Consider the following 24,038-nt stretch of genomic DNA (forward strand, 5'->3'; position numbering starts at 1 on the left):
GAAGAGGCGGGGGTGACCAAGCCGGGCCTGATGTACCACTTCCCCACCCGGCAGGCACTGCTGGTCGCGATCCAGAAGCACCTGACCCTGCGCTGGGAGTCCCTCCTCGCCGAGCAGCTGGGCCGGCCGCCCGAGGCGGCCGGTGACCGGGAGAAGGTGGCCGCCTGCGTCCGGGTGGGTTCGCGCCTCACGGCCAGCAGGGTCGAACTGGCCTTCATGGTCGAGCACGACCCCGAGGTCGAGGCGGTCTGGGACGACCTGCTGGACCGCGGGGTGCCCACCCCGGTCACGGCCGGCCCCCGCGACATCGACCTGCTGCTGGCTCGCATGGCCGTCGACGGTCTGTGGATGCTGCACGCCACGTCGAACGCCCGCCTCACCCCTGCCGTACGCGCGGCGCTCGTGGCCCGCATCACGGCGCTCGCCGAGCCGCAGGCCGTCGCCGGCTGCCCGGAACGCACGGAGTTGCCGGCATGCGCAGAGTCCCCGGCTGCTCCCCGCAACGCAGAGTGATCTCCGGTGCCCGCAGGGTCGAAGGGGGTCGACGGGTGATCAAGCCCGCCCTATCCGGACCTTAAGGGACGGATAACAGGAGCCCCACAAGCCATCGGAGGGCCGTTCGGGCGGTGAACCGTGCTTAGGGTCACGGGTGTTGACCGAGGCGTTTCTCCGATGCCGCCGCTGCACCGGCGGTTCGGCTTTACCAAGAGGTTTCCTATGTCCCGAAAGCGAATTGCCCTGGCCTGCGTGGCCGTGGTCGTGGGTGTCGGCTCCGTCGTCATCCCCGTGGCCGCCAATGCGGGAGAGGAGGAGAACGCCCTGGGCGCCACCTGCCGCGTCGCGGACGGGGCCGGCGTCTGGTGGGCGTCGGGCGAGGTCGCGCTGGCCAACAAGGGGGACCGGCCCGTACGCAACTGGACCGCCGAGTTCGACGTGTCGCAGGGACAGGTCACCCTCGACAACCCGTGGGCGTACGAACTCCGCCAGGACGGCAAGCGCGTCACCGTCAAGCCGATCGCCGACCGCGCGGACGTCGCCGCCAAGGGCAGGCTGGCCGTGAAGATCGGCATCAACCCCGCCGGCAAGGGCCTCCCCAAGATCACCGGATGCCGGGTGAACGGCCCCTCCGCGGGCGGCGGCGACACCGGCACGAGCACGGCCGTCCCCGCCGACAGCGGCTCCTTCGTCAAGGACCACACCGCCGTCCACCTGATGTGGAAGCCGCCCGCCGGCGCATCCGACATCGCGCGCTACGAGGTCTTCCAGGACGGCAAGAAGGTCAAGACCGTCAAGGACACGATGACGGACGTCGAGAAGCTTGCCCCCGCCACCCGCTACGTGTTCAAGGTCCGGGGCGTCCGCACCGATGGCCGCACCACCGGATTCGGCAAGGACATCGTGCTGACCACCCTCGCGGCGCCCGGCCAGGACAAGGCGAAGCCGGTCATGCCGGTGGACCTGGAGGCTACGGGCTCCGGCCCCTACCAGGTGGTCCTGCGCTGGCGCGCGGCCACCGACGACGTCGCCGTCACCGGCTACCGGATCCACCGCGACGGAGCGAAGGTCCAGGAAGCGGACGCCAAGGCCACCTCGGCCACCGTCTCCGGCCTGACGGCCGGCACCGCCTACCGCTTCAAGGTCACCGCCGTCGACGCCTCCGGCAAGGAGTCCGACCCGACCCGCGAGGCGCAGGTGACGACGGGCAAGGCCCCCGACGGCAACACCGGCACCGCCGCCCCCGGCGACTTCGCCGCCACCACCGCCACGAAGCAGGACGGCAACGTCACCCAGCACTACCTGAACCTCACCTGGTCCGTCCCGCAGGGCGTCGGCCAGATCTCGACCTACCAGGTCTACCTGAACGGCAAGCCCGCCCAGACGTTCATGTGGGGCACCGGCGACCCGGTACTTCCCGTTCCCGCAGGCAAGGCCTCGCGCGAGGTGCTGGTCGGCCCCCACCCCGGTACGACGTACACGGTCAAGATCCGGCCGCGGCTCGGCGACGGCACGTGGGGAGCGTTCTCCCGCGAACTGACCGTGCAGACGGGCCGCTGACATCCGGCGCGCCACCGCACCCCGGCGCGCCACCGCACCCCCCGCGCACGGCCGACGCCCTGCGCGAGACCGCACCCCATGACCTGGAGCATCCCCTGATGACCACGACCGGCCCCGCCGCCACGCCCGACCGGGAACGGCCCCCGGCCCGCCGCACCGCCCTCCTGCGCCTCACCGCGCTCCTGGCCCTGCCCCTCGCCGTGACCGGCCTCGGCTCCGCCCCGGCCTCCGCGCACGGGTCCACCGCCGACCCGGTCAGCCGCAGCGTGGCCTGCACCAAGAACCCGAAGGCGAGCGAAGCCTGCCGGCTCGCCCTCACCCAGAGCCCCGGCATCCCCGGTGACTGGAAGTCGATCGTTCAGGGCCGCGCCATCGACCACAGCACCCCGACCTCCTCCCCGCAGCACCGGGCCCGCATCCCCGACGGCACGCTGTGCAGCGCCGGCAACCCGCAGTTCTCCGGCCTGGACCTGGCGCGGGACGACTTCCCCTCGACGACGCTGCCCGGCGGCGCGGAGTACGACCTCCGCTACGACATCAGCGCGCTGCACAACCCGTACCGCATGGAGATGTACGTCACCAAGGACGGCTACGACCCGAAGAAGCCGCTGAAGTGGTCGGACCTGGAGGACACCCCGTTCCTCAGCGCCGACAACACCGCGGCCACGGCGGCCCCCGCGGGCTACCTCGGCGCGAAGGCGTTCACGTTCAGGGCGGTGCTCCCCGAGAAGAAGGGCAAGCACCTGATCTACACGGTCTGGCACGGGCTGAAGCGGCCCGACGGATCCTTCCAGAGCGAGGAGGCCTTCTACTCCTGCTCGGACGTCACCTTCAAGTAGCCGCCACCGTGCCGGACCGCCTCGGGGCCGCCGCCCCCACCCGAGGGTGGGGGCGGCGGCCCCGGCGGTCTCCCGGCCGGCCTGCCGAAGCCGCCGGTCACACCCGTGACGAGCGGCCGGGCACGCGGCCGTCACCGTCCTCGGGCAGCGGGGCGCGTCGGCTAGTCGTCGTGACCGTGGCCGCCGCCGTGGCCGGGCCTGTGCTCCTTGCCGGGCTTGTGACCGTGGTCGTCTCCGTGCTCGTGCTCGTCGCAGTCCTCCTCCCGCTTGACCTCGATCGTGACCGAGCAGGAGCGGGAGGTCGCGCAGGTGCCGCCCGGTGCGGTGGGCACGGCGACGTTGACCATCCTGCGGTCGCCGGTGTCCGGGTCGTTGACCCGCACCTGGTACGTGACGGTCGCGGTGGCGCCGGGTGCCAGGGTGCCGGTCCACGTCAGGGTGTTCCCGGTGACGGTGGCGGAGCCGGTGGTGGCGGTGACCGAGTCCGGGACGAGGGTGGCGTCGTCCAGGACGTCGCTCAGGTCGTCGCTGAAGTCACCGCTCGCCGCGGTGGTGCCGGTGTTCCTGACCGTGACCCGGTAGGTGACCGTGTCACCCTCCTCGGCCCGGTGGGCCGGGCGCGCCGACTTGGCGATCGTGTAGGCGGGTACGACGCAGCTGCCGCTGTCCTGGGCGGAGGTGGCCCCGTAGAAGCCGCGGCCCGTCGCCTCGACGGTCGTCACCGGGAGGGGCGCGGTCGAAGCGGTCGTGGGCAGGCTGGTCAGCAGGTTGATGTCGCCGTTGGAGGCGAACGCGTAGACCTGCCCGGCGGACTTGGCCGCGCCGAAGGTCTGCGGCACCGTGCCGATCTGCACGATGGTGTTGTCGGGGCGGATGCGGAACACCGGGGACGGGCTCGTCGTGTCCGGGGTGCCGAAGGCGAGGACGTCGCCGTCGTCCAGCGTGATGAAGTCACCCGCCGAGACGACCCCCGTCGGGAACGAGACCGGGAACGGCGTGGAGACGCCCGTGGCGGGGTCGATCAGGAAGATCTGGCTCGTGCCGAACGAACCGGCGAGCAGCGTCCCGTCCGCGCGGGCGGTCAGGCCGTTGACGGCGGGCTGCGGAGTGACCGCGGCGAGCGGTCCCGAGATCGGCGTGCTCCCCGTCTCCGCGCCCGTGACCGGATCGATCGTGTAGAGCGTGGTCGAGCCCGCGGAGCCGGGGAAGTCGACCCCGTACAGGACCGAACCGTTCGGGCTGAACGCGATGTCGCCGTAGTCGCGGGCCAGCGGGACGTCGCTGAGCGTGGCGCCCGTCGTGTCGAACTGCAGGAGCCGCCGGTCGTTCCCGCCGGTGTTCGCCCACAGCGGCGTAGGCGGACACACCGCGCGCGCCTTCGCCGCGGCGGCACCGGTGGAGGCCGCGGCCCCACCCCCGTCGGCCTGCGCGAATCCCGCGGGACCCGTGACGGCCAGGACGAGGCCGATCGCCGCACTCGTCAGCACCCGTCGCAGGACGGGCTGCCGGTAGTTCGCCATGAAGAGCCCTCACTTCTTCCGTCTCCCGCAGGAGCACGGATCGCGTCGTGCCGACCGCCCGCCCGCCCGAAGGCGGCGGCGGCCGTCAGGGCCACCAGGCCCGGACCGGACGCATGGCACGATGCCCGCGGCCCCGGGGTCCGCCACGCGGCACACGAGAAGGCCCCCCTTCCGGGCCATCACCGCCACTCGGACAGCCCGCCCGCCGCCCACCCCCCCGGGACACACCCGTCGCACCCGTCCCACGCACCCCGGTCACCGAGAGCCTCAGGTGCCGGCCGGAGCGTACGGGACGGATGGGGCGGGCGGGGAATCACAGCTTGATCCCGCTCACGTCTCGTCAGGCGTCCGCCCAGGGCTTAGGGTTCCGGTACCCGGCCGGGAAGAAGTGTGAAAACCGATGCCACTCCGCTGGAGGATGACTCTCCGTGTCGCACGTTTCACAAGCTTCCGTCACGACCCCCGACGGTGAGCCGGCCCTGCTCGTCCCCACCACGTACGACGAGGTCAAAGGATGGTTCTCGGCGTACGACCAGGTGCTCTTCGACTGGTTCCTGACACGCCAGAACAGCGAGGGGGAGCCGGGCGACCTGCTGGAGCTCGGCGCTTTCATGGGGAAGAGCGCGATCTTCCTCGGCCGGTACCTCCGCCCCGGTGAGCAGTTCACCGTCTGCGACCTGTTCGACTCGCCCGCGACGGACGACTTCAACGTCGCGGAGAACCGCAGCTCCTACCCCACGCTCACACGACGCGGCTTCGAGACGAACTACCTGGCCTTCCACGAGGCGCTGCCCACGCTGATCCAGGCGCCCACCTCGGTCGTCGCCGACCGGGTCAAGCCGGCGAGCTGCCGGTTCGTCCACGTCGACGCCTCGCACCTCTACGAGCACGTCGTCACGGACATCGCGTCCTCGCGTCTCGTCGCGACCCCGGACGCCGTGGTGGTCTTCGACGACTACCGCTCCGAGCACTGCCCCGGCGTCGCGGCCGCCGTCTGGAGCGCCGTGGTCACCGGCGGTCTGCACCCCGTCTGCGTCTCGGGCTCGAAGCTCTACGCGACCTGGGGCGACCCCGCACCCCACCAGGCGGCCCTGCGCGCATGGCTGGAGGAGCGCACCGACCTCTGGCACGGCGTGGACGTGATCGACGGCCGCCCGATGGTACGCATCGGTGACCAGGGCGTGGTCGCGCCGGAAGCCCCGCAGCCGCTGCACCCCGCCCCTCGGGAGGAGCCGGCCCCGGCACCGGCCCCCGCTCCTCCCGCCGCCGTGCGCAGGCCCGGCGCCCGCTGGCGCAAGCTCGCCAAGGACCTGCTCCCGCCCGTGGTGACCCGCGCGATCGTCGCCCGGAACCGCCGCCGCAGGGGCTGATCCCGGGAGCGCAGCACGGGCGGCCCCGCACCCCGGCCCGGATCCTGCCCGGACCCGGCCCGGGGTGCGGGGGTGCCCACCCGCCGGCCGGCCCGGGTCCCGCTGCGGGGAGGCGGCCGGCACGGCCGTGACGGTCACGCGGTTCCGCTCCGGAGCCGCGTGCGAGACTCGGTGGCCTGAGCAGCGAGGCGGAGGGGGCCTGATGCCGGACGAGACGGCGCCACCGGTGCATCTTCACGCAGTGGTGGAGGGGCTCGCGGCGAACACCGCCCTGCCGTCCGCACTCGTGCGCCGACTGTTCGGCCATCGCCGGGGCCGGGACACGGTGGCCAGGCGGCAGGACCTGAGCGAGGACATGATCGCCGAGATCATCGCCAGGGACGACCGGTGTCTGACGCACTCCCTCGCCCTCAACCGCAGCCTTCCCCCGGCCTTCCGGCTGGCGCTCGCCGGGCACCCGGATCCGGGGATCCGCAGGGCCGTGGTGGTCGCCGCGGACGGCGCACCGCGGGAGTTGTTCACCGCCCTGCTCGAAGACCCCGACCCGCAGGTGCGCGAAGAAATGGCGGAGAGCGATCACACGCCGGAGGACCTGCGGGCCCGGCTCGCGGCGGATGCGGACCCGAAGGTCCGGAGGGCGCTCGCCCAGTGGTGGACGGCGGCCCCCGAACACGTGCGACGGCTGCTGCTGACGGATCCCGACGAGTCCGTACGGGCCGGAGCCTGCGCGACGTACTTCCGCCGCACCCCCCACCCCGTACCGCCCGCGGACCTCGTCCCGGCGCTGCTGGCCGACCCGGTCACGCGCGCCGGGGCCGTGCGCCACAGCACCCTGGACACCGCGACCGCCCACCGGCTGGCCGACGATCCGGACGACGAGGTGCGCAAGGAGCTCGCGGAACACCCCGACCTCCCGCCGGAGCTGCGTGACCGGCTCGCCACCGATGCCAACCCGCGCGTCGCGCTGCGCGTCTTCGCCCGTCAGGACACCCCGGAGGCCACACGGTCCGCGATCCACGCCCGGATCCTGTCCGGCCTGTCCCCGCTGCACCGGCTCGCCGCCCACCAGGACCAGGGCCAGGGACTCTTCCCGGACCTGGACCCTGACGTGGACGACGCGGCGCTCGAACGGGAGATCATGGGCGAGATCGCCCGGGCCGAACTGTGGGCGCTGCACCTGCCATGGGTCGCCGCGGACCCGCTGCCCCACGCCGACTCGCCTTACGTCTGCTTCCGCGTTTCGGCAGCGTGGTCCGAACACCTCCCGCCACACCTCGTCGCCCGGCTGCTGCACGACGAGGAGAGCAGCGTCCGCGAGGCCATGGCGCTCCGGGCCCGGGACCACATCGATCCCGACACCGCCGAGCGCATCGAACGGACCCACCGCCCGCAGAAGCCGATTCGATGGCGACCCGCCGACGACCTCCCCCTGCCGGCAGACGTACTGCGACGGCTGGCCACGGACCCCGACGCGCGGATGCGGCAACTGGCCCCGCGCGACCCCGACCTGCCCGCGGAGTCCCTGAGCCGCCTGGCGGCCGATCCCGACCACACGGTGCGCCGTCTCGTCGCCGCGCACCCGCGCCTTCCGGCGGAGGACCTGACGAGGCTGGTGGCCGACCCGGCGGAGTCCGTCGCGGCCGCGGCGGCCGCGCATCCCGGCCTGCCGAGGACGGAGATGCACCGGCTGCTCGCCCTCGCCGGGCTGTGACGTCCACCGGGCGGGGGCCCCGGTGTGCCGTGGAAGCCGGGAACTATCCTGTGCCCGCGCCGGAACACAGCGCTCCGGCCTGCCGTACGGGCGCGCGCCGGACACGAGGACAAGAGAAGCACGAGGACGCATGGGCAGGATCGCGGGCAGTCGCCGCGGAGCACGATGGGTGGCGGCGGCAGCGGTCGCCACCGCAGTCGTCGTCGGGGCCGTCCTGATGACGGCGCCGCCCGACGAGTACCCGGAGGCCGACGGCTGGGTCCGCGAGCCGGGCGCCCCGGAGTCCGCGCCCCGCCCCGCGGGCGACCCCTCGCGGGCCGCGGTCACGGCGGAACTCACCGCCGCCGCGCGGACGGCCGGGCTCACCACCGGTCCGGTGCACCCCGCGGCCGAGGACGACGGGACCGCCGACTGCCTGGCGGACTGGACCGGCGACGGCCCCGCCGACGCAGCGCGGCTGGCCGCCGTGGAGACCGCCCTGGAGGAACGCGGCTGGCAGGTCGTGGCCCGCCGCGGGGAACCCGTACCCGAAGTCGCCCTGCACAGCGGCACATGGCGGCTGGTACTGCACAACGGCGGCCTCCTGAACACCGCCACCCTCATCGCCCGGCGCACCACGGACTCCTGCGACGAGGCCTTCCGCCGGGCGGAGGAGACCAGGGGCCCACGAGGCTGACCCGCCGGGCCCGGGGCACCGGCGGACCGCGCCTGCGGACCTCCGGTGCCGCTCCGGGTCCGGGCGGGCCGTATCGGACGTGCGACCGGACGTGCGGCTTGGCAGGGTGTGTGCCATGGAGACGTTGAGAGTGGTGGAAGAGCTGTGGGACCGGATCCAGGCGAGGGACTGGGAGGGAGTGGCCGGGCTGGTCGCCGAGGACGCCGTCGTCGAGTGGCCGGTCAGCGGCGAACGCATCGTCGGGGGCGGCAACTACGTGGCGGTCAACCGTGAATACCCGGAGGGCTGGGAGATCCGGGTGCTGAGGATCGTCGCCGACGGCGACGAGGTCGTCTCCGAGGTGGAGGTCCCGCACGAAGGCGTGGGCGTGTTCCGCGCGGCCTCGTTCTGGACCGTCCGCGACGGCCGGATCGTCCGCGGCAGGGAGTACTGGACCGGCCTCGGTTCCGACCCGCGCCCGGAGTGGCGCTCCGCCTTCGTCGAGCCCATGTAGGCGGGCCTGGCGACCCGGCCCGCAACTCCTCGTCCGAGGCGCGCCCGTACGTACGGCGGTGGTCCCGCCCGCCGGGGTGGGCCCCCGCCGTACGTACGGGCGCGCGGTCCGGGTGCTCAGGTCGTCGGGCCGGCGGCGGCCGCCCGGGCCGCGGTGTCCGTCGAGCCCAGCAGGGCCTGGGGGAGGTACGGGGAACGGACGTCGAGCTGCCAGCCGTGCACCTGGACGGCGAGCGCGGCGAGGGCGAGCGGGCCGGTGGGCAGCAGGGTCCGGGGAGCGGGGTCGGCCCCGACGGCTTCACGGTGCTCGGCCAGGCGGGCTGCCAGAGCCCGTTCGAAGGCCCGCCGGTCGTCGTCGAGGAGGCAGCGCAGCAGCCGCTGGTCCGGGGTGAGGGGGCCGGCCGCATCCAGCCGGGCTGCCGCTGCGGCGAGTTCGTCCGCACCCGGCTTGCTCAGGGTGAGCTTCGGCCAGTCGCGCGGCAGGTGCCCCGAGGACAGGGTCAGGTACTCCGCGAGGGCGTCCATCCGGGCCGTCTCCGCCGCCGTCGACACCGACTCGAACGTCGAGTAGGGGACACCGTCGCGGATCGCGGGTGCGTAGTCCTCGCGCAGCAGTCCGCCGATGACCCGCCGCCACTCCCACAGCAGCCCGCTGATCAGGCACAGTTCGAACGCCTCGGTCCACTCGGCGGCCGTGGGGGCGGCATCGACGACCTCACCGAAGGCGATGTACTCGCTGCTGAGCTGCTCGCCGACGAGCGGAAGGTCGATCTCCTGGTCGCCGTCGGGGAAACAGCCCACGCCGAGCAGCCCGAGGGAGCATTCCGCGGCGGTACGCAGGACCACACGCAGCGGTTCGTCCAGTGACGGGTCCGTCGCGATGCGGGCGGCCGCGTGGTCCATGAGCTCGTCGCGCATCTCCGCCAGATCGGCGAGGCACATGCCGCCGTACTGCATCGAGTGCCACCGCCCGAAGGCGCGTCGGCGTATGTCCTCCCGTGCCTGTTCCAGCTGTCGGCCGTCGACGTCGTGGGGGGTCACCTCGTGCACTGTTGCAGCCCTCTTTCATGATCGATCCCGTCGGAGGCGGCACGCTACCAGCAGGGTGCCGCCCCTGCTGCGCCGCGCCGGGGGAGGCCGACCCGGACCCCGGCGCGCAGTCGACTTTTGAGCATGTTCACATATGGGGGCGCGGTCGCAGTGTCGGCCGTCCGAACGTGGGGGAGAGAGCCGTGAACGTGCGTGCAGCGATGAAGTCCGAGGCCGGGGTGCGTACTGGGGGGAAGGGCGCGGCGCGCCCATGGGGGCTCGTCGGCGGGCTGATCGCCGCCGTGGTGGCGCTGTCGGGCTGCACGGGCCCGATCGATTCGGCCGAACTGCCCGGCACGTACCGGAGCGACAGGACGGGCGGCGCCATCGTGCTCGCCGCCGACGGGACGTTCTCCGCCACGGACATCTCCGAACGCCAGGTCACGGGAGCGGGGAGCGCCGACCCCGTCGAGTTCAGCGGCCGGTGGAGCGCCACACAGAGCAACTTCGTCTACCTGGAGGTCGAGGGCGGTGAGTTGGGCGGCGACATCCAGCTGTACACCTCGGCCCCGAAGACGGCCTTCCTGTCTCCCGATCCGGAGGGGCCGGCGACCCTGGAGCTCACGAAGGTGGCCGCGAAGTAGACCTCGCGGGTGCGGGTGCGGGTGCGGGTGCGGGTGCCGGTGCCGGTGTCCGTCCGGATGGCGTGCGGGGCGCGTCCTCGTGTGGGAGACAACAGAACGTTGTTCCGTTGATGCCGGAGTAGGATGACGCCATGTCGGACGACGCCGAGACCACCACCCGCCGCAGGCCGGCTGCCGCGCCCGGTACCCCGGTCGACGGCGGCCCTTCGTCCCTGCCGCCCTCGGGAGAGGCCGCCACGGACGGGCTCCGGCAGCACGTCGCCTTCCTGGAAGGCCTGTTGGCGGGCACCGCCGGGAGCGGCGCAACGGGGCGGTCCGATGTTCCGGACGAGGACATCGCCACCGCCCTGGGCCTGTTCGAGGACATGCGTACGGCGCTCGACCGGCTGGAGGCACAGGTGGTCATCGAGGCCCGCCGCCGCGGGACGGAATGGCGGGAGATCGCCCGCTGCCAGGGGATGAAGTCCTCCCAGGCCGCCAGTCAGCGCTACCAACGGCTGGTGACCCGCCTCGAAGAGATCCGCCAGGGCATTCGGTAAGACAAGGCAGGAGACACCCCTTCCCATGAGCAGCCAGCCCCCCGACCCCCTCGCCGCGGTCGACGCTCTCCTCGCCGCCGTCGAGTCCGGCCGGCTCCTCCCGGCACCCGCGGAGCGGGTCCGCCTGCGTGAGGCGGCCGGTCTGACCCGGGCCGCCGTGGCCCAGGCGCTCGGCGTACGGATCCCCAGCATCGAGGCCTGGGAGGAAGGACGCGCCGAGCCGAAGCCCGAACGGCTCCAGGCCTACCGCCGCCTCCTCGAAGGACTGGCCGAACGCTATCCCGCGCCGTCCGCCGCGCCGTCCCCTGCGCCTGCGCCCGTTCCCGCCTCTGCTCCTGCTCCGGCCCCTGCCCCCGCGCCGTCGCACCCCGCCCACCCGCCGGCTGCCGCCGACGCCGGGGCGCCGGGGTCCGTGCGTACCTCCCGCCCGGCCGCACCCCGCCTGTCCTCGGCGGCGAAGGCACCCGGGGCAGGCCCCGACCCCCGCTTCCCGCACGGCCCGCTCGTCGTCCTCGACGGCGACGGGTCGGCCCACGGCGTCGACGGGATCGTGCTGGACTGCCCCGCCGCCACCGTCGCCGAGCTGGTGGAGTGGGCGCTGAGGGACGCCGGTCTCGGTGCTCCCCGCCTTCACCGGAACGGCAAGGACTCCGACCCCCTCGTCGTCCTCACCGCCTCCGCCGCGGTGCGGCTCGGACTCCCGCAGCGGCTGGAGGGCCCCGAGGAGCGCCGCTCGCTCCGCCTCGCCCCGGACCATCCCGTCGTGAAGCAGATCGCGAAGGCGAAGTGGCAGCTCACCCGGCGCGGCTTCGGCCCGTGGCCGCGGATCTACCGCACGGCCGCCCGGGGGAGCGCCCGGCAGTGCGTCCAGCTCGCGGTCCTGTCCTGGGACGCCCTCGACCCCCGCGCATGGCCGGGTGTCGCCGAGATGCCCCCCGCGGACATCGCCCGCGTCCTCGGCGTCTACGCACAGCGGGTCATCACCCCCCGCGGTTCCACCGCCGTGTCCGGGCTGGAGCTGATGACGGCCCTGCGCCCGCCCACGAAGGCCGTGCAGGAGAAGGGGTCCTGGGTGCCGGGCCACAACCCCGGATCGCTCGGGACGGAGCCGATGGACCCGGCGCCGCCCGAGGCCACCGAGGAGCACCCCGTCGTCGTGCACTCCGGCTGGACGGGCGGCTTCCTGAACGAGGAGGCCTACAACTGGGTCCGCGACCCCTCCCTCCTCACCGACGAGGAGTGCCTCCTGCCCTACGCGGTGGGCCTGGACCTGAACACCGCGTTCCTCGCCGCGTCCGCCCGTCTGACGGTCGGCCTGTCGGCCCCCGACCACTTCCACCACCCGGTGTTCAACAAGAAGATCCCCGGCTGCTGGCTGGCCGACCTCTCGCACATCGAGTCGGACCCCCGCCTGCCCAGCCCGTTCACCCCGGACGGCACGCGCCCGACCGGCCCGGCCTGGTACCAGACCCACACCCTGGCCTACGCCGTGGAACTGGGCCACGAGGTCCACCCCGTCGAGGCCTACCTGCGCCGCGAGACCGGCGCCTATCTGGACCCCTGGCACGACCGGCTCAAGACCGCCTACCTGGACACCCTCACCGACCTCGGGGTCACCGACGGGCTCACCGACGCCGAGTTCCTCGAGGCGATGGCCCACCACAGGCAGGGCGACCCGGCGATGGCCGCCGTCCTCGCCGCGATCAAGGCCACCGTGAAAGGCGGCATCGGCAAACTGCGCGAGCGCCCGCAGGGCCGTGCGTACCGCGGCGGCGAGCGCTGGCCCGCACTGGAACGCCCGACCTGGCGCCCCGACATCCGCGCCGCCGTCATCGCCAAGGCCCGCGTCAACATGCACCGCAAGCTCGCCAATATGGTGAAGCTGACCGGGCTGTACCCCCTCGCGGTCCTCTCCGACTGCGTTGTCTACCCCAGCCGCGGCCCCTCCCCGATGGACTTCCTCCCCTACACCCCCGCGGGGGAGCCGCAGGCGGGGGGCTTCCGGCTGGGCCGGACCCCCGGCCTCGCCAAACCGGAAGGCGTGCAGGAGATGTCCTGGGTGGTCGACCTGATGGAGAAGGGCTTCAACCCGGCCCGCCACATCAAGGGCGGCGACGCCGTCCTGGACGAAGGGGAGTGAGACGTTGGGCGACATCGACGACGCCCTCGGGCGCGCGGACCTGGAAGCGTTCACCAAGGAGCCGCCCAAGACCCTCAAGGGGCAGATCGGCTATCTGATCCGGCAGTTGAAGACGGCAAAAGCGGTGGCCGCCGAGCTCGGCGTCACCGCCGACTCCGTCAACCGCTACCGGCGCGGCGCCCGCAAGCACCCGCCCCGGCACGTCCAGGCCCGGATCGACGACGCCGTCCGCACCCGGTGGCAGCCCCTCGTCCGCAAGCGCCGCCGCAGCAGGGCGGCGAGCAGCACCGGCATCACCGTGGAGACCCGGGCCCGCTTCGGCTACGACGCCCCGGCGGGCGCCACGGACGACGGACGCTTCCGCCGTCTCACCGTGCACCTGCCCGCGGACTACGCCCGAAGGCTGTTCGAGGCCCGCGCCCAGGGGGCCGACGACGCGCGCCTGCGCGCCATCGTGGCGGAGGGGTTGCAGGAGGTGTACTTCAAGGACGGCGGACGTCGCGCCGCGGGCCTGGAAGTGTCGCTCAACGACATCGACTACTTCGATGTCTCCTTCTGACCCCCGGCCGCACCTGCGGCTTCCCGTTGACGCCGTCACCGCCACCGTGCTGATCGAGGTGGTACGGATCTCCGGCCTGCCCGCCGGACGGGAGGACCCGTACCCCGGCACGGTGGTCGCCCACTGGGCCGGGAGCCGGGCCGACGACGCCCTGGCCCTGATCGACGGCCTGCCCGGCAGCGAACGGCACCGCTGCGGTTTTGCGCCCGGCTGGGGCGTCCGGGCGTACGACGACTCCCTCGACGCAGTGCTGTTCGAGGCGGCGTTCTGCTTCACCTGCCACGAGGTCCGCATGCACGGGACGGCCGTGCCGCCGGGGCTCGCCACGCAGTTCTTCGACCCGGACGCCCCGCCGTCCCGGTCCCTGCTGACCCTGTTCCGCGGGGCGGCCCCGTAGCAGGCCCGGCCCGCGACGGCGTCCGCGATGCGCCGGGCGGGCGGCAGCTTCACCCCAAAGGCTCATTCATCATGAAATCCACCCGCAGCGTTGGCCTTTGTGGTTACGGTCGGTGTCCATGAGGCTACTGCACACCTCCGACTGGCACCTCGGCCGCCAACTCCACCGCGTACCGCTCATCGACGAGCAGCGTACCTTCCTCCGATTCCTCCTGGACACCGTCCGCGAGCACCACGTCGACGCCGTCACCGTCGCGGGCGACGTGTTCGACCGGGCCATTCCGCCCCTCGACGCCATCGACCTCTTCGACCGGACCCTGGAGGAACTCGCCTCCCTGGAGGTCCCGTTGGTCATGATCAGCGGCAACCACGACTCGCCGCGCCGACTGGGGGTCAACGCCCGCCTCATCGAACGCGCCGGCATCCACCTGCGCACCCAGGTCCACGACTGCGCCCGCCCCGCCGTCCTCCACGACGTGCACGGACCGGTCGCCTTCTACGGGCTCCCGTACCTCGAACCAGGCCTCGTGCAGGAGCACTTCGGAGCCCGGAGGCCCAGTCACCAGGACGTGCTGGGCGCGGCGATGGACCAGGTCCGCGCGGACCTGGCCGGCCGGGCCCCCGGCACCCGCTCCGTCGTCCTCGCCCACGCCTTCGTCACCGGGGGCGAAGCCAGCGACAGCGAACGCGACATCACCGCAGGCGGCGTCCCCTCGGTGGCCGCCTCCGTCTTCGACGGCGTGGACTACGTCGCGCTGGGGCACCTCCACCGCTGCCAGCAGATCACCGAACGCATCCGCTACAGCGGCTCCCCCCTCGCGTACTCCTTCTCCGAGGCGGACCACCCCAAGGCCGTGTGGCTCATCGACCTGGACGCCCGGGCGCGGATCACCGCGGAGAAGATCCCCTGCCCCGTACCCCGGCTCATGCGGCGGCTGTCCGGCACCCTCGACGCCCTCCTCACCGAGCCCGAGCACACCCCGTACGAGGACTGCTGGCTGCACATCACCCTCACCGACCCCGGACGGCCGCACCTGGCCATGGAACGGCTCCGCCGGCGCTTCCCGCACACCCTGAGGCTCAGCTTCACCGAGGACCACAACAGCGGCGACGCGTCGTACCGCACCCGCGTCAACGGCCGCGGCGACCACGACATCACGGTCGGGTTCCTCCACCACGTGACCGGCATCCCCGCCACCGCGGAGGAACAGGACCTGCTCCGCGAAGGACTGGAGCACGTCCGCACCGAAGCCGCGACACGAGAGGCCAACTGATGTACCTGCACCATCTGACCGTCCAGGCCTTCGGCCCCTTCGCGCGCGCCGAATCCGTCGACTTCACCGCGCTGGCCGGGAACGGCCTGTTCCTGCTGCGCGGCGACACCGGAGCCGGCAAGACCAGCGTCCTCGACGCCGTCTGCTTCGCCCTCTACGGCACCGTTCCCGGCATCCGCCCCACCCACCGGCTGCGCAGCGACCACGCACCCGACGGCACCCGCACCACCGTCACCCTCGACTTCAGCGCCGCCGGCCGCAGGCTGCGGATCACCCGTACCCCCAAGCAGTCCCGTCCCAGCAGCCGGGCCAAGAGCGGCATCGCCACGGACGAGGCCACCGTCCAGGTCCACCGGCACACCAGGACCGACGACGGCGAGGACCACTGGGAGCCCGTCTGCGCCAACCACCAGGACGCGGCGAAGGAGATCGACGCGGCACTGGGCCTGTCGAAGGAACAGTTCTGCCAGGTCGTGCTCCTGCCGCAGGGCGACTTCGCGACGTTCCTGCGCGCCGACGCCAAGGACCGGGCCGCACTCCTGCGCAGGCTCTTCGACACCGGGCGCTTCCAGGACCTGCAGAGCTGGCTGTCCGCCCGCAGCAAGGACGCGAGGAAGCGCCTCGACGACGTGCTCGCCGGCATCGGGCAGCTCACCGAACGGATCGACCAGGAGACGAGGACCCTGCGGCAGCCGGACGGCGGCCTCGGCGCCCGGCCCGGCGCAGACGGCCCCGGCACGCCGGAGGTCCGACCCGGCCCGCCCGACGTCCGGCCCGGCACCCCCGACGTCCGGCCCGGTGTCGACGACCCCGCCGGGATCCGTACCTGGACCAGGGACCTCCTCACCCGCGCCGAGCAGGCCCGCACCGGGGCGAAGGCCGACGCCGGGCAGAGCGAAGAAGAACACCGGGAGGCCAAGACGGCCCACCAGCGGGCCACCGAGCTCGCCACCCGGCAAGCCCGCCACCGGGACGCCCTCGCTCGCCGCACCGCCCTCGACGCGCAGGCCTCCGGCCACGCGGAGCTGCGCCGGCAGCTCGACGCAGGGCGGCGGGCTCAGACCGTGCGCCACCTCCTCGACGGACTCGAAGGCGCCACGGCGACCCTGGACACCGCACGCGGCGAGGAGCAGACGGCCCGCGCCCTGCTCACCACCGACCACGAGGACCAGGATCTGCACGGGCTGCGCGTCCAGCTGGAGCACCACCACGCGGAACGCGGACGCGCCGCAGGGCTCCTGCCCGAGGAGCAGCTGCACGCCCGGCTCGGCGCCCAGCTCCGAGAGCTCAAGGCCAAGGAGGAACAGGCGCGCGGCGTACTCGACGACACCGAGCAGTGGCTCGCCGCCTGGCCCGCCGTCGAGGGCGAGCACACCGCGAGCGTGGAGGCGATGAAGAAGAGCGCCGACCGCGTCCCGCACCTGGAACAGACCGTCCAGGAGCTCGCCGGGCGACATGCCGCAGCCCTCCTCCGCGACGAGCTGGCCGCCCGCCTGGAGGTCGCCGCAGCCGAGGAGGACGACCGCAGGGCGGCAGCGCTCCAGGCCAAGCAGGACTGGCTCGACCTGAGGGAACGCCGCCTCGACGGAATGGCGGGAGAACTGGCCACCGGGCTCAGTGCCGGTACGCCCTGCGCGGTCTGCGGTGCGCGCGAACACCCCGCCCCCGCACGTCCCCGGGCGGACCAGCCCACGCGCGAGGACGAGGACAAGGCACGCGCCCTCCACGAACAGGCCGACGAAGCCCTGACGAGCGCCGGCCACGAACGCGGGGACCTCGCCACCCGGCACGCCCAGGCCCTCGGCACCGCCGGCACCGTCCCCCCGGCCGACGTAGCGACGGCACTCCACGACGCCCGCACGGCCCACACCGAGGCCTGCGACACGGCCGCCCGCCTTCCCGAGGCACAGGAGGAACTCACCCGGCTGCGCGACGAACACCACTCCCGCACCCGGCAGCACCAGGAGGCCCGGGAGCGGCTGACCGAGTGCCAGACGCGCAGCCGTACGCTCACCCAGCGGCAGGCGGAGCTCACCGCCACCCTCGACGCCGCCCGCGCCGGCCACACCAGCCTCGAAGCACGGCTCGCCGCCCTCGTCCGGACGGCCGCCCGCCTCGACGGGGCGATCGCCGCCACCCACGCCACCCGGGACGCCACGGACCGGCACGGCGAAGCCCTCGCCGCCGCGGACCGCGGTGCCCGCGACGCCGGCTTCACCGGCCGCGCGGACGCGGCCGCCGCGCTGCGCACCCCGGGGGACCTGAACCGGTGGGAGGCCGAGCTCGACCAGTGGGGCAAGGAGGACGCCGTCGTCACCGCCGCCCTCACCGACCCCGACCTGGTGGAGGCGGGCGCGCAGCCCGCCGCAGACCCCGACGCCGCCGCCCGTACCCTCCAGCAGGCCGAGACCCGCCTGAAGGACACGGCGGGTGCCGTCCGGCAGGCCGACGACCGGATGACCGCGCTGACCGAGCTGACCGAGGACCTGCACACCCGGCTGGCCGGCCTCGAACCCCTGGAGCGGCGCCACGCCCTCGTCGACCGCCTGGCCTCCATCGCCACGGCCAACAGCGCCGCCAACACCCTCACCATGGAACTCGAGGCCTATGTCCTGGCGGCCCGCCTCGAGGAGATCGCCGCGGCCGCCAACACCCGGCTCCAGACGATGACCTCGGATCGCTACCTCCTCGTCCACAGCGACGAGAAGGAGGCCGGGCGCCGCGGACGGGCCAAGGCCGGACTCGGCCTGCGAGTCCTCGACACCTGGACCGGAAGCGAACGCGAAACCTCCACCCTCTCCGGCGGCGAGACCTTCACGGCCTCCCTCGCCCTCGCCCTCGGCCTGGCCGACGTCGTCACCCAGGAGGCGAGCGGACGGCCCCTGGGGACGCTCTTCATCGACGAGGGCTTCGGCACGCTCGACGAACAGAACCTCCAGGACGTGATGGACGTCCTGGACCAGCTCCGGGCCGGCAACCGCACCGTCGGCATCGTCAGCCACGTCGCCGAGCTCGGCCGCCGCATCCCCAGCCAGCTCGACGTGCGGAAACAGCGCGACGGATCGAGCCTGTCCACCCGGATCCGCGCGGACCTGTAGCAGCGCCGGCCGTCAGCAGCCGGAGCACCAGGGGTCGCCGCACGGCCCCTGCCGCTGGTCACCGAACCCGCCCACCTGCTCCAGGCCATGCGCGGCGCCAGGACCACCGCGGGCGAACCGACGCTGCGGGCGATGGCCGACCGTCACGCCGTCGCGGACTCCGCGGTCAGCCACCTGCCGCGCAGCACCCTGCACGACATCATGTCCGGCCGCCGCGTGCCCACCCTCGCCCAACTGCGCCGGTTCCTCCAGGCCTGCGACACGCCCCCGGCCGACTTCCCCGCCTGGGAGGCGGCCTGGCACCGCGTCACGTCCCCGTCCACCCGCCCGCGGTGAACCCCGTGCGGGCGCGGCGGGTGCGCGGACGGCACCTCACCCTCACCGTCGGTCGAGAGCGGGGTAGTCGGACACGACCTCGGGCGTCAGACCGGCGTCGCTGACGGCGTTGAGCAGCGCAGGGTCGCCGCTGAGCAGCGACACGGGTCCTTCGGCGGTGGCCTCGCGGACGAGATCGACGAGCCGATCGCGCTGGCCGGCACGAAGGGCGGGCAGCAGCTCCACCGTCCAGCCGATGTCCTGCATCGTCCTCCGGAAGCGCGCGAGGTCGGCCACGTCGGCGCAGCAGAGCAGGAGCAGTGTGCCGTCCTCTTCCGCAAGAGCGGCGTGCAGCGCTCGCAGGTCGGGCTTGGGGCGACGGCGAGCGAGCCACCAGTGGTCGGCGACGACGGTCCGGAGGGGAACGGCGGGCCGCGTCCGGCCGTGGTCACCGTGGAGGGCCGTGGCGGTGCCGAGTACGTCGAGCCGGGTGAGGCCGCCGTCGTAGTCGGTGACGAGCAGTCCGCCGGGGGCCGTGCGAAGGCTCACGGGCCCGGCGGCCGGGACCAGCCTGGTCAGCAGTACGGGCCGGACGGTGCGCCCGTCCATGGCCGGCTCCGCGGACCATACCCGGACGGCGCCGTCGTCGGCGGTGGCCGCGACCCAGCTCCCGTCGGGTGCCACGGCGAGGGAGCGGATGTCGCTGTCGGGGCGATGCCGACCCACGTGCAGCGGGTAGGAGAGTCCTCCGGTCACGTCCCAGCGCAGGATGGTGCCGCGGTCGTCTCCCGAGTACACCCAGCGACCGTCGGGGGAGACGGCGAGGCAACGGCCGCGGCCCTCCAGTACGCCGATCTGGAGGTGCCCACCGCCGGGGGCGAGACTCCACCGGCGGACCTTGCGGTCCAGGCCCGTGGTGACGGCCCAGCTTCCGTCGGGTGCGACGGCGATGGCACGGGCACGCCGCAGGCTGTGCTTTCCGAGGAGCCGCGGGCCGGTTCCCGGGGACTCCCAGTGCTCGACCGTGCCGGCCTCCGTGGTGGCGATGAAACCCGAGCCGCCGTGGACGGACACGACTGCCTCGTAGCGGTGGGAGCCGGTGTTCATGTTGCGCCCCGCCCCATCCGGTGCCGAGAGGCGGTGGACGCGGAGCTTGCGGTCCTTGCCGATGCAGACGACTTCCCCGGTTGCGGCCAGCAGCGCGAGGCCCTGGACGGCGTCCGAGGAGATCCGTTCCGGTGCGGGCGGGCGACCGGGGCCGCCGAGGTCCCATCGGTGGATGCCGTTCCGGCCGCCCGTGAGTACCAGTTCCAGGGTGGAGTCAGTCTCCAGTGACCAGGTGTCCGGGGTGCTCGAGGTGGGGTCCTCCGTCGGCCGGGTGCTGTCGCCCGGCACCGTCCAGCGGAGCAGGAGTCCGTCCCGCCCTCCGCTGAGTACCGTTCCGTGGGCATCCACGGCCACCGCCGTCACGGATCGCTCGTGCCGTCCGATGGTGCGGGCGCGTGCCTCGGGGCGGCGGGGCGACGCGAGGACGCGGCCGTCCACGCAGCCGGTGAGTATCCGGCTTCCGTCGCGTGACACCGCCAGTCCCTGCAGCGGAACGTCGTACCGGCCGACGACCTCGCCGTGGCCGGAAGACCGTGCGGCACCAGGGGTCCACTGCCGCACGGTGCGGTCACGGCCGAGGCTGAGGACGACTCCGGCCGCGGGCACGGCAATCAGGTCGTCGATGCCCCCGTTCTCGTGAGCGCCAACGGTCAGCGGGGGACCGGTGCCGGTGAGCGGCCAGCCGGTCAGCGTGCCGTTGCGGTCACCGGTGACGATGCGGTCGCCGAGCACCGCTACGGCCGTCAGCGACCTGTCCGCCACCTCGCCGATCAGCGTGCCGGCCGGTTCCCACGGGTTCTGCCGTCCGCTCGCCTCTTCGTCGGGGCGCACCTGCGGATCGTCCGTCGCAGGGTGGTCGGCCGCCCAGCGCAGGAGCCGGCCGTCGTTGCTGATGGAAACGATCCAACGCCCGTCCTCACTGAACGTCACGGCCCGGACCGCTCCGGTGTGTCCGCCGAGCCGGCGCGCACGGGAGACCGATTCGCCCGCGGCCACGGGCCACAGGCGTAAGGCGCCGCCGAGGTCGCCGGTCACCGCATGCCGCCCGTCGGGGGCGAGCTCCAGCGCGGAGACGGAGTACGCGGCGCGCCCGAGCAGGACGGGCCGTGCGGTGTCGTCACCCGGGGCCCAGGACCACAGGCATTCGTCGCCTCCGGTGAAGACCACGTTCTGGCCGGACGGGGTGACCCGCAGCAGCGTGATCTCACCGGTTTCCGGACGCAAGCGGCTGCGGGCATGGCTGGTGGACCATCGGGTGGCGAGCCCGAGGCCGCCGTGTGCCAGTGCCTGACAGAGCCGGTGCGAGGCGACGGGAGCGAGCTCGGCCAGGGCGGGGTCGACGGCGGACTGGTGCAGCAGGTGCTGTGGCAAGCACTCCGGATGCCCCTGCCAGTCGGCGGGCAACAGCTCGTGCGCCTGCACGCGCAGTGCTCGGTAGAACGCTTCCAGAGTGATGGCCATGGGAGCTCAGCTCTCGCTTCCTGGGCGGGCGGGTACCTCACTCGCCCGAATCACGAAGCCGGCCCCCGGCACCGCCTCGATGGTCAGGATGACCCGGACGATGGCGTCGAGGCCGGCCCTCTTGCGTGCGCCGTCCCACACCATGATCCGCAGTTCACCGGGTGAGGGAATGGTCTTGAGGTACTGGTCCTGGAGCTCGTCGAGATCCTTCTGGGCCGCGGTGATGTCGGGGTACGGCTTGGCCGGCGGGTCGGTCCGCTGGTTGCGCAGCACCCGTCGAAGAATGGGATGGCCCCAGTTGGGGTGGTGGTGGCTCTGCTGGACGCGCCGACGCTTGGGGTGGGGACGATCGGTTTCGAGCTTTTCCGCCGCCAGGGTCCACCTGTCGTTCCCGAGCCGGGCGACCGACAGCCGGGCGTAGTTGCCGATCAGGTTCCTCGCCCTGTCGCGCAGGGTCAGCTCGTAGCCATGGATCCACAGAATCGGCCGTTCCGGGTCCAGCTCCCGGTTGTAGAGCCGGGACAGCGTGAAGGAGTTGGCGATCGCGATCAGCCTGTCCAGCGCCTCCTGACGGCTGTGGTGGCGGTAGGAGCCGTGGATGATCCCCCGGATGCTGGGGCTCTGAACGGTCGCGTAGCGGGCCCCTCTGCTCCAGCCGTGCGCCCCACGTGCGGGAGGCGCAGCGGTCTGGCCGTCGTCGGCAGCGGAGTCGTCGGTCGGATCGGGCTCCGCCGCGCCGGTGCGGACGGGTTCGACCGGTGTGGACGGTAGGGACGGCTCGGGCGATGCGGTCGGCTCCGTCGGCGCGGGCCGCTCGGGTGCGGCCACCGGCCCGTCCGGCCACAGGGCGAGCGTCGCGGGGGCGAAGCCGTCGAGCCCGACCAGTCGGCCCAATTGGCCCACGACCAGGGCCATGCCCAGCGGAATCGCGGGGTCCTCGGCATGCTCGGTGCAGTGGGTGAGCCACTGCCAGTCTTCCAGCAGCCGCCGGACGAGGAGCTCGCCCCGTCGGAGCGCCTCCGGGTCGGTGGGGTGGCGCAAGGCCTCCTCGATGCCGTCGGTGATGAGACCGAGGGCAGAGGCCAGGGCCAGTCGGCCGTCCACCGGGTCCCAGGCCGCTCCGGTGCCGTCGAGCGGGGTGAGCGCGCTCAGGAGGCGGTCGCGCTCCCGGGTGGCGGAGATCCGGGGATGGGTGACCGCGGGTGTCAGGACGCCCTCGCGGACCGAGGAGTGGATGAGCCGGAAGCGGTCCCCCGCATCGCCGGGATCCGGCAGGTGGAGGAAGGTGCGAGCGGGACCGTTGGCGACCATGGCGACCACGCCGCCCTTCCACGGTCGGTGCCCCGGTGATTTCTCCTCGCCCGCCGCCGGGGTCTGCCACACCGTGCCGAATTCGGCGGGGGTGAGTCCCTGAGGGGTCAGTGCGGCGAGCGTGAGGAACCGCTCGGTGTCCTCCCACTCCTCGGCGCCCCCGACGCTCCCCGACATCGTTTCGCGCAGGCGTCTCAACCTGTCCTGGTAGTACCCCACGGCGCTGCCTGCCGGCCGTGCCGTCCCGGCGGAGGGTACGGCACCCCCGGCCTCCCATTCCTCCAGGTGGCCATGGGCGACGATGAACAGCCCGTCGGCCAGTCGCACGACGGCCTCGGCCGCGTCCAGGGCCTGGCCGGAGTCCAGCCGAGCGGACAGCCGGTCGTGTGCGTACGCCCGGATTTCCGCGTCGACCTCGGGTCCGCGCAGGTCGACGACCGCCGCCGGCGAGAGCCAGTCCGGCCGGTACTGCGAGGAGACCAGGATCTTGACGCCCCACGTCGGACCGTGCGGGTCACTGCGCGGCTGCTGCTCCAGCTCCGCCACGAGCGCGCGCAGTCCGTCCTGCCCGCCGGGTTCGAGTTCCAGTTCGTTCAGCCCGTCCACGACGATCAGCAGGGGCGTCCGCGGCTCGCCCGAAAGCGCTCGGCGGCGCAGTTGGGCGGCCAGCCCGTCCACGGTCGGTGCCACACCGGTGATCGACGTCCCCGTGAACGAGACCCCGGTGATCGTTCCGGCGGTGTCCTGTGCGTCGACGCTGCCGACGATGTGAACCACGTCTTCGGGAAGGGCGTACCCGAAGCCCTGCCTGCCAAGAGCCTCCGCGACACTCCTCACCATCTTCTCCGCCGTGAACACGGGAGGGTTCGGTGCGTCCCAGTCGCGCAAGAGCTCGAACGCGACCCTGACGCGGTCGTCGGCACGCAGCGTGTCGACTGCCTCCTGCATCAGCGTCGTCTTCCCGGCCCCGGGCGGCCCGGTGACGAGAAGCACGTCGTCGCCCGGGCTGGTGGCCCAGCTGCTGATGCGTTCGACCAGCTGGGGTCGCGGGTGAACGTGTCGCAGAGAGACGACCAGTGCGCGGGGGTCGTCCACTTCCGGCAGATACCGCAGGTCCGACCCTACGCCCAGCACCAGTCGCACCCCTGCCTCCGCGAGGGCAGCGCAGTTCCGTGCGGCCATCTCCACGGGTCGGGCGAGTCGTCCGGTCAACTCGTCCAGGTCGTCCACCAGCAGGAGCCGCCTGGGCGGCCGCCCCTGAAGAACCGGGCCGCCCCGTACGGAGTCCAGCAGGCGCTCAAGGGCCGCGCGAGGGTCGGGCAGCGAGGAGCGGACGTCCTGGTCCTCCGTGATCCGCACCCATTCCGCCGTGCCGGACCCGTCCCGGCTCCAGGTGTCGGCCAGTGCGGTCAGCACCGGCTGTCGGTCCTGGACGGCGTGAGCACTGACGACGGCCACCGGTGCCACGAGGTCCGGAGGTGCCAACAGCCAGTCCCTCAGCA

At 73.3% G+C, this 24,038-nt stretch carries 19 protein-coding genes; 15 read left to right on the plus strand and 4 right to left on the minus strand.

All coding sequences use genetic code 11. The annotated features are described in order from the left end of the window. Window positions 1–12: 12 nt before the first annotated feature. From ACPU2J_RS33285 to ACPU2J_RS33295, 3 genes are all read left to right on the plus strand, one after another. A complete protein-coding gene (locus ACPU2J_RS33285; RefSeq protein ID WP_423834716.1) occupies window positions 13–513 on the plus strand; it encodes a TetR/AcrR family transcriptional regulator in 501 nt (166 codons plus the stop codon). A gap of 204 nt (window positions 514–717) precedes the next feature. Then, complete coding sequence (locus ACPU2J_RS33290) at window positions 718–2,055, plus strand: fibronectin type III domain-containing protein (protein ID WP_423834717.1); 1,338 nt, start codon at window positions 718–720, stop codon at window positions 2,053–2,055. Between the two features lie 98 nt (window positions 2,056–2,153). After that, on the plus strand, window positions 2,154–2,894 hold the full coding sequence (locus ACPU2J_RS33295) for a lytic polysaccharide monooxygenase (RefSeq protein ID WP_420078318.1): 741 nt from the start codon (window positions 2,154–2,156) through the stop codon (window positions 2,892–2,894). A gap of 161 nt (window positions 2,895–3,055) precedes the next feature. On the opposite strand, the gene ACPU2J_RS33300 is transcribed toward ACPU2J_RS33295, so the two are convergent. Beyond that, window positions 3,056–4,414 carry a DUF7507 domain-containing protein gene (locus ACPU2J_RS33300; protein ID WP_423834718.1) on the minus strand — a complete coding sequence of 453 codons (1,359 nt, stop codon included), beginning with the start codon at window positions 4,412–4,414 and terminating at the stop codon, window positions 3,056–3,058. A 428-nt stretch (window positions 4,415–4,842) separates the two neighbouring features. On the opposite strand from ACPU2J_RS33300, the gene ACPU2J_RS33305 reads away from it, so the two are divergent. From ACPU2J_RS33305 to ACPU2J_RS33320, 4 genes are all read left to right on the plus strand, one after another. Next, entirely contained in the window at window positions 4,843–5,784 is a 942-nt protein-coding gene (locus tag ACPU2J_RS33305) for a class I SAM-dependent methyltransferase (protein WP_423834719.1), read from the plus strand. Between the two features lie 226 nt (window positions 5,785–6,010). After that, window positions 6,011–7,495, plus strand: coding sequence for a hypothetical protein (locus ACPU2J_RS33310; RefSeq protein WP_423834720.1), 1,485 nt, complete (start codon window positions 6,011–6,013; stop codon window positions 7,493–7,495). Between the two features lie 130 nt (window positions 7,496–7,625). After that, window positions 7,626–8,171, plus strand: a complete 546-nt coding sequence (locus tag ACPU2J_RS33315) for a hypothetical protein (protein WP_423834721.1) — start codon at window positions 7,626–7,628, stop codon at window positions 8,169–8,171. 115 nt (window positions 8,172–8,286) lie between these two features. After that, window positions 8,287–8,664, plus strand: a complete 378-nt coding sequence (locus tag ACPU2J_RS33320) for a nuclear transport factor 2 family protein (protein ID WP_361599905.1) — start codon at window positions 8,287–8,289, stop codon at window positions 8,662–8,664. 116 nt (window positions 8,665–8,780) lie between these two features. Here the strand turns inward: ACPU2J_RS33320 and ACPU2J_RS33325 are convergent, their stop codons facing one another. Beyond that, complete coding sequence (locus tag ACPU2J_RS33325) at window positions 8,781–9,713, minus strand: immunity 49 family protein (protein ID WP_423834722.1); 933 nt, start codon at window positions 9,711–9,713, stop codon at window positions 8,781–8,783. A 182-nt stretch (window positions 9,714–9,895) separates the two neighbouring features. On the opposite strand from ACPU2J_RS33325, the gene ACPU2J_RS33330 reads away from it, so the two are divergent. The 8 genes from ACPU2J_RS33330 (at window position 9,896) to ACPU2J_RS33365 (ending at window position 18,678) form a co-directional block, all read left to right on the plus strand. Then, window positions 9,896–10,336, plus strand: coding sequence for a hypothetical protein (locus ACPU2J_RS33330; protein WP_423834723.1), 441 nt, complete (start codon window positions 9,896–9,898; stop codon window positions 10,334–10,336). Between the two features lie 131 nt (window positions 10,337–10,467). After that, complete coding sequence (locus ACPU2J_RS33335) at window positions 10,468–10,875, plus strand: hypothetical protein (RefSeq protein ID WP_423834724.1); 408 nt, start codon at window positions 10,468–10,470, stop codon at window positions 10,873–10,875. A 25-nt stretch (window positions 10,876–10,900) separates the two neighbouring features. Next, window positions 10,901–13,015 (plus strand): telomere-associated protein Tap, encoded by a 2,115-nt coding sequence (gene tap / locus ACPU2J_RS33340; RefSeq protein ID WP_423834725.1) that lies wholly within the window; start codon window positions 10,901–10,903, stop codon window positions 13,013–13,015. Window positions 13,016–13,019: 4 nt separating this feature from the next. Then, window positions 13,020–13,574, plus strand: a complete 555-nt coding sequence (tpg, locus tag ACPU2J_RS33345; protein ID WP_423834726.1) for a telomere-protecting terminal protein Tpg — start codon at window positions 13,020–13,022, stop codon at window positions 13,572–13,574. Further along, window positions 13,561–13,971 (plus strand): hypothetical protein, encoded by a 411-nt coding sequence (locus ACPU2J_RS33350; protein WP_423834727.1) that lies wholly within the window; start codon window positions 13,561–13,563, stop codon window positions 13,969–13,971. The genes tpg and ACPU2J_RS33350 overlap by 14 nt, the downstream gene beginning before the upstream one ends. Before the next feature lie 118 nt (window positions 13,972–14,089). Further along, the gene (locus ACPU2J_RS33355) at window positions 14,090–15,244 is read left to right on the plus strand and encodes an exonuclease SbcCD subunit D (RefSeq protein ID WP_423834728.1); all 1,155 of its coding nucleotides are present in this window, start codon (window positions 14,090–14,092) and stop codon (window positions 15,242–15,244) included. After that, window positions 15,244–18,342: an AAA family ATPase gene (locus ACPU2J_RS33360; RefSeq protein WP_423834729.1), complete on the plus strand. Its 3,099-nt coding sequence runs from the start codon at window positions 15,244–15,246 to the stop codon at window positions 18,340–18,342. Before ACPU2J_RS33355 ends, ACPU2J_RS33360 begins: the two co-directional genes overlap by 1 nt. Before the next feature lie 87 nt (window positions 18,343–18,429). After that, a complete protein-coding gene (locus ACPU2J_RS33365) occupies window positions 18,430–18,678 on the plus strand; it encodes a helix-turn-helix domain-containing protein (protein ID WP_423834730.1) in 249 nt (82 codons plus the stop codon). Between the two features lie 42 nt (window positions 18,679–18,720). Here the strand turns inward: ACPU2J_RS33365 and ACPU2J_RS33370 are convergent, their stop codons facing one another. Continuing rightward, window positions 18,721–21,225, minus strand: a complete 2,505-nt coding sequence (locus ACPU2J_RS33370; protein WP_423834731.1) for a hypothetical protein — start codon at window positions 21,223–21,225, stop codon at window positions 18,721–18,723. 6 nt (window positions 21,226–21,231) lie between these two features. Next, window positions 21,232–24,021 (minus strand): AAA family ATPase, encoded by a 2,790-nt coding sequence (locus tag ACPU2J_RS33375; RefSeq protein ID WP_423834732.1) that lies wholly within the window; start codon window positions 24,019–24,021, stop codon window positions 21,232–21,234. Window positions 24,022–24,038: the final 17 nt, after the last annotated feature.

The organism is Streptomyces manipurensis (assembly GCF_049570255.1).
GTDB lineage: Bacteria > Actinomycetota > Actinomycetes > Streptomycetales > Streptomycetaceae > Streptomyces > Streptomyces manipurensis.